Consider the following 4,962-nt stretch of genomic DNA (forward strand, 5'->3'; position numbering starts at 1 on the left):
GGGCCGCTGGTGCGGATGGGTGCTTCACGCGCCTATATTCGCACCCGTACGGTGCGCGGTTCGCAGCAGACGGTGACTGAGTTTGAGATTGCTCCGGGGCAGAGTAACCGCGTGCGCATTAATCGTGCCGCGCCGGTGCGTGCCAAGGAGGCGCTGGGTATTGCCCGCACGGTGCTGTTCTCCCCGGAGGATTTGCAGTTGGTGAAGGGCGATCCGGCGGGTCGTCGCCGTTTTGTGGATGAGCTGGCGACCTCTTTGCGTCCGGTGGTTGCCGGGTACCGTAGCGAGTATGAGCGGATTTTGCGTCAGCGTAATTCGCTGCTGAAGTCCATGCAGCGTAAGGCACGGGACGAGAATGCGTTGAGCACCCTGGCTGTTTGGGATGAGCAGCTATCGACCCTGGGTGCTCAGCTGCTTTCCGCGCGTTTTCGCCTGCTGCAGCGCTTTTTGCCTCAGCTGCGCCGCGCCTACGCGGGGCTGACGGACGGCTCTAAAGAGGTCGGTTTCAACTATGAGTCGACTGTCTTTTCGAGCATGGGCGAGCGCTCTATTGAGCACGCGGCGCTGATGCGCCTTGAAGACCTCAAAGAGGCTTTGATGCGCGGTTTTGCGGAGCGTCGACGCGATGAGATTGAGCGCGGTGTGACCCTGGTGGGTCCGCACCGTGAGGATATTACCCTGCTGCTCGGCGGCATGCCGGTGAAGCATTTCGCGTCGCACGGCGAGAGCTGGTCTTTTGCCCTGGCGTTGAAGCTGGCGTCCTGGTTTGTGCATGTTGAGGATGACTCCTCGGCGGGTTCTTCGCCGATTCTGATTCTTGATGATGTGTTTGCGGAGCTTGATTCTGCGCGCCGCCACCGCCTGGGCGCGATGGTTGCTGATGCGGAGCAGGTGCTGATTACCTGCGCGGTGCTGAGCGATATTCCGGAGGAGCTGGGCGACTACCGCCTGGTGTCGGTGACGGCGGGGCACGCCGAGTATGTGCAGCCTGCCGCTACATCTGCGCTCACGGAGGGTGGCGGCGATGAGTAACCCTGCTCGCCCTCAAAACCATGTTTCACGTGAAACATTCGACGAGTTTGCTGAGTCCCAATTTGCAGAGCCTCAGTTTGCGGAACCGCAAAACCCGCGCGAGGTTGATAGCGTGGGCGAGTTCTACCGCGACGAGGTGGACGCCCCCTCCGCCCTACTGACCCGTATGCGCGTGGCGGCTCAAGAACGCGGCGAGGCGCCCCTGAATGCCTTCTCGGCGAATAAAATCATGCGCGATTTCGGCGCGGTCATGTCCGGCACCGCCTCGAAGAAGAAATCACGGCGAGCGCAAGGATGGGACCCCCGCGTTATGGGCGGCTATAGCGGCCCCGGGGAGAGCTCTCGCGACCCTAAACCCCTCGGTGGCATCGTCAGTGCTCTTATTCGCTCTCGCGGCTGGAAAGAGCCCGTGGCTGTCTCGAGCGTGCTAGCTCGCTGGGCTGAGCTGGTGGGCCCTGAAATTGCGGCGCACACCCGCCCGATTAGCTTCGAAAACTCCATTGTTGAAGTCCAGTGCGACTCTACCGCTTGGACCACCCAGCTGCGCCTGATGCACGGGCACCTCATCGAACTTTTCCGCCGGGAACTGGGCGAAGGTGTTGTGGCTCAGGTCCGTGTACTGGGCCCGAACAACGGTCGCTGGAGTCAGCGAGGCTATCGGCGGGCCACCGGCATGCGCGGAGTTCGCGATACCTACGGGTAGGCGCATTGCATCACTGCGTCGCATTGCCGCCGGCAGGAAACTGAGACATTGGGGCACGTTGCATAAAACGTGCCCCTTTTCCTTGTCTCATGCTTTTCTGCACTTCAAGAAAGCTTCAGAATCGCCGGCAACCCCCACGAAGTGGTGAACCGTACCCCCTATCTCAAAAGGGGGTTGAAGCACTCTAAACCGCCTTTGCGGGCTTTTGAAGGGGTGGTAGTGCCCAAAAAAAGCTCAATATGTGACGTATGTAGATGGTTTTATGCTCTCTTGCTCGGTAAAATAAAAGAGACAATGCGTAAAGTGTGCCCACCTATGGGCACCACCGGCAACGCGGGTTGTGCAGGCACTATCTGGTGCCCTTCGTGAGGCGTTCTAGGCTCCCCTCTGAGCTGCCCGAAGTTCTTCTTCGCCGGTTGCATCATCTACTCAAGGAGTTCTGCCTCGTGGCATCTGAACAGAATGCATCTGAACAGCAGCATGAATACGGTGCATCCGATATTACCGTGCTGGAAGGTCTGGAAGCGGTTCGCAAGCGCCCCGGCATGTACATTGGCTCGACCACTGAACGCGGTCTGCACCACCTGGTCTACGAGGTCGTAGATAACTCGGTCGACGAAGCGCTCGCCGGTTACGCCTCCAAAATTGACGTGACCATTCAGGCTGACGGCGCTGTTCGCGTAGAGGACGACGGCCGCGGCATTCCGGTGGATGAGCACCCCACCGAGCACAAGTCCACCGTTGAGGTTGTTATGACCGTGCTGCACGCTGGCGGTAAGTTCGGCGGTGGCGGCTACTCGGTTTCCGGTGGTCTGCACGGTGTGGGTATTTCCGTGGTGAACGCGCTGTCTACCCGCGTGATTACCGAGGTGCACCGCCAGGGCTACGCATGGCATATCTCCTTCTCGAATGGCGGCGTGCCGGATGGTCCCCTGCGCCGCGGTGAGCCCTCCGATAAGACCGGTACCATTCAGACGTTCTACCCGGATCCGGAAATTTTTGAGACCGTCGAGTTCGACTTTGAGACTCTGCGTGCTCGCTTCCAGCAGATGGCATTCCTGAACAAGGGCCTGACCATCACCCTGACCGATGAGCGTGAGAAGTTCGTTGGTGACGAGGTTGCCGAAGAGGAGAAGGAAAACGTCCTCAACCGTGTGCGTGCGAACGCTGACGGTTTCACGACCGTCACTTACCGTTACGACAACGGCCTGTTCGACTACGTGCACTTCCTCAACGCTGGCGCGAAGACCATTGTGAACGAGGAGATTGTCTCCTTCGAGTCCGAAGACACCGAGCGCAACATGAGCCTGGAAGTGGCAATGCAGTGGACCGGTGCGTACAAGGAATCCGTCTACTCGTACGCGAACACGATTAATACCCACGAGGGCGGTACCCACGAAGAGGGTTTCCGTGCCGCTCTGACCTCGCTGGTGAACCGTTACGCGCGTGAGAACAAGCTGCTGCGCGATAAGGACGATAACCTCACCGGTGAAGACGTGCGTGAGGGCCTGACCGCGGTCATTTCGATTAAGATTTCCGAGCCGCAGTTCGAGGGCCAGACCAAGACCAAGCTGGGTAACTCGGAGGCTAAGTCCTTCACCCAGCGTGAGGTGAACGATCACCTCAGCGACTGGTTCGGCCGTAACCCCGCGGTGGCGAAGGATATTGTTCGCCGCGCAATCACCGCCGCTCAGGCGCGTATTGCAGCCCGTAAGGCTCGTGAGACCACCCGCCGCAAGGGCCTGCTGGAGACCAGCTCCATGCCCGGTAAGCTCAAGGACTGCTCCTCGAAGGATCCGTCGATCTCTGAGATTTACCTGGTGGAGGGTGACTCTGCGGGCGGTTCGGCAGTGCAGGGCCGTGACCCGAACACTCAGGCTATTCTGCCGCTGCGCGGTAAGATCCTGAACGTTGAGCGCGCTCGCCTGGACCGCGCCCTGTCCAATGCTGAAATTCAGGCGATGATTACCGCCTTCGGTACCGGCATTGGCGACGACTTCGATATTGAGAAGGCACGCTACCACAAGATCGTTCTGATGGCGGATGCGGACGTCGACGGCCAGCACATTACGACCCTGCTGTTGACTCTGCTCTTCCGCTTCATGCGTCCGCTGATTGAGGCTGGCTACGTGTACCTGGCTCAGCCGCCGCTGTACCGCATCAAGTGGTCGAACGCTCCGCACGACTACGTGTACTCGGACGCTGAGCGTGATGAGGCTCTGGCTCGTGGTGCGGCGAAGAACCTGCGCCTGCCTAAGGACAATGGCATTCAGCGTTACAAGGGTCTGGGCGAGATGGACTACACCGAGCTGTGGGATACCACCATGGACCCGGCACGCCGTACCCTGCTGCAGGTGAAGATGGAGGATGCAGCTGCTGCTGACCAGATCTTCTCTGTTCTGATGGGCGAGGACGTTGAGGCTCGTCGTGAGTTTATCCAGCAGAACGCAAAGGACATTCGATTCCTCGATATCTAGCACGAAACGGCATATACCCTATAGGGAATATGTCAAGTGAGCTATATAGCCGAGCGAGTCATTGAGGAATGAGAAAGTAATGAGCGAAGAACAGCAGAATAAATCCACTGAGGTTGACGTAGTCAGCAACGGTGGCGCTGAAAATGTAGACCACCACGGTCACATTGAACAGGTGGACCTGCAGACTGAGATGCAGCGTTCCTACCTGGACTACGCAATGGCGGTTATTATTGGCCGCGCCCTGCCGGATGTGCGTGACGGCCTCAAGCCCGTGCACCGCCGCGTGATCTACGCGATGTACGACGGCGGCTACCGCCCGGACCGAGCCTTCAACAAATGCGCCCGCGTGGTCGGCGACGTGATGGGTCAGTTCCACCCCCACGGCGATAGCGCTATCTACGACACTCTGGTGCGTCTGATTCAGAGCTGGATTATGCGTTACCCGCTGGCGCTGGGTCAGGGTAACTTCGGTTCTCCCGGTAATGACGGTGCCGCAGCGCCTCGATACACCGAGACCAAGATGGCGCCTATCGCCCTGGAGATGGTGCGCGACATCAACGAAGGCACCGTCGATTTCCAGCCGAACTACGATGGCAAGTCCCTGGAGCCGACCGTTCTGCCCGCGCGCATCCCGAACCTGCTGGTCAACGGTTCTTCGGGTATTGCTGTGGGTATGGCGACCAATATCCCGCCGCACAACCTGCGTGAGGTTGCTGAGGGTGTGGAGTGGTTCCTGAAGAACCCGCACGC

Annotated in this window: 4 protein-coding genes; all 4 read left to right on the top strand. The window is 59.4% G+C overall.

Going from position 1 to position 4,962, the window contains the following annotated elements; genetic code table 11:
* On the top strand, positions 1 to 1,032 hold a 1,032-nt coding region (recF, locus tag QZ540_RS08070), incomplete at its 5' end, for a DNA replication/repair protein RecF (RefSeq protein ID WP_294629072.1).
* Entirely contained in the window at positions 1,025 to 1,735 is a 711-nt protein-coding gene (locus QZ540_RS08075; RefSeq protein ID WP_294629074.1) for a DUF721 domain-containing protein, read from the top strand. The genes recF and QZ540_RS08075, both read left to right, overlap by 8 nt.
* Before the next feature lie 446 nt (positions 1,736 to 2,181).
* The gene (gene gyrB, locus QZ540_RS08080) at positions 2,182 to 4,212 is read left to right on the top strand and encodes a DNA topoisomerase (ATP-hydrolyzing) subunit B (protein WP_294629076.1); all 2,031 of its coding nucleotides are present in this window, start codon (positions 2,182 to 2,184) and stop codon (positions 4,210 to 4,212) included.
* A 79-nt stretch (positions 4,213 to 4,291) separates the two neighbouring features.
* A partial coding sequence (locus tag QZ540_RS08085; protein WP_294629078.1) for a DNA gyrase subunit A occupies positions 4,292 to 4,962 on the top strand: 671 nt, incomplete at its 3' end.

Origin of the sequence: uncultured Rothia sp. (assembly GCF_916049665.1) — a bacterium.
Lineage (GTDB): Bacteria > Actinomycetota > Actinomycetes > Actinomycetales > Micrococcaceae > Rothia.

Bases quoted from the DNA above. Each gene is read 5' to 3' on its own strand.
- QZ540_RS08075 (WP_294629074.1), top strand. From the start codon at position 1,025: ATGAGTAACCCTGCTCGCCCTCAAAACCATGTTTCACGTGAAACATTC.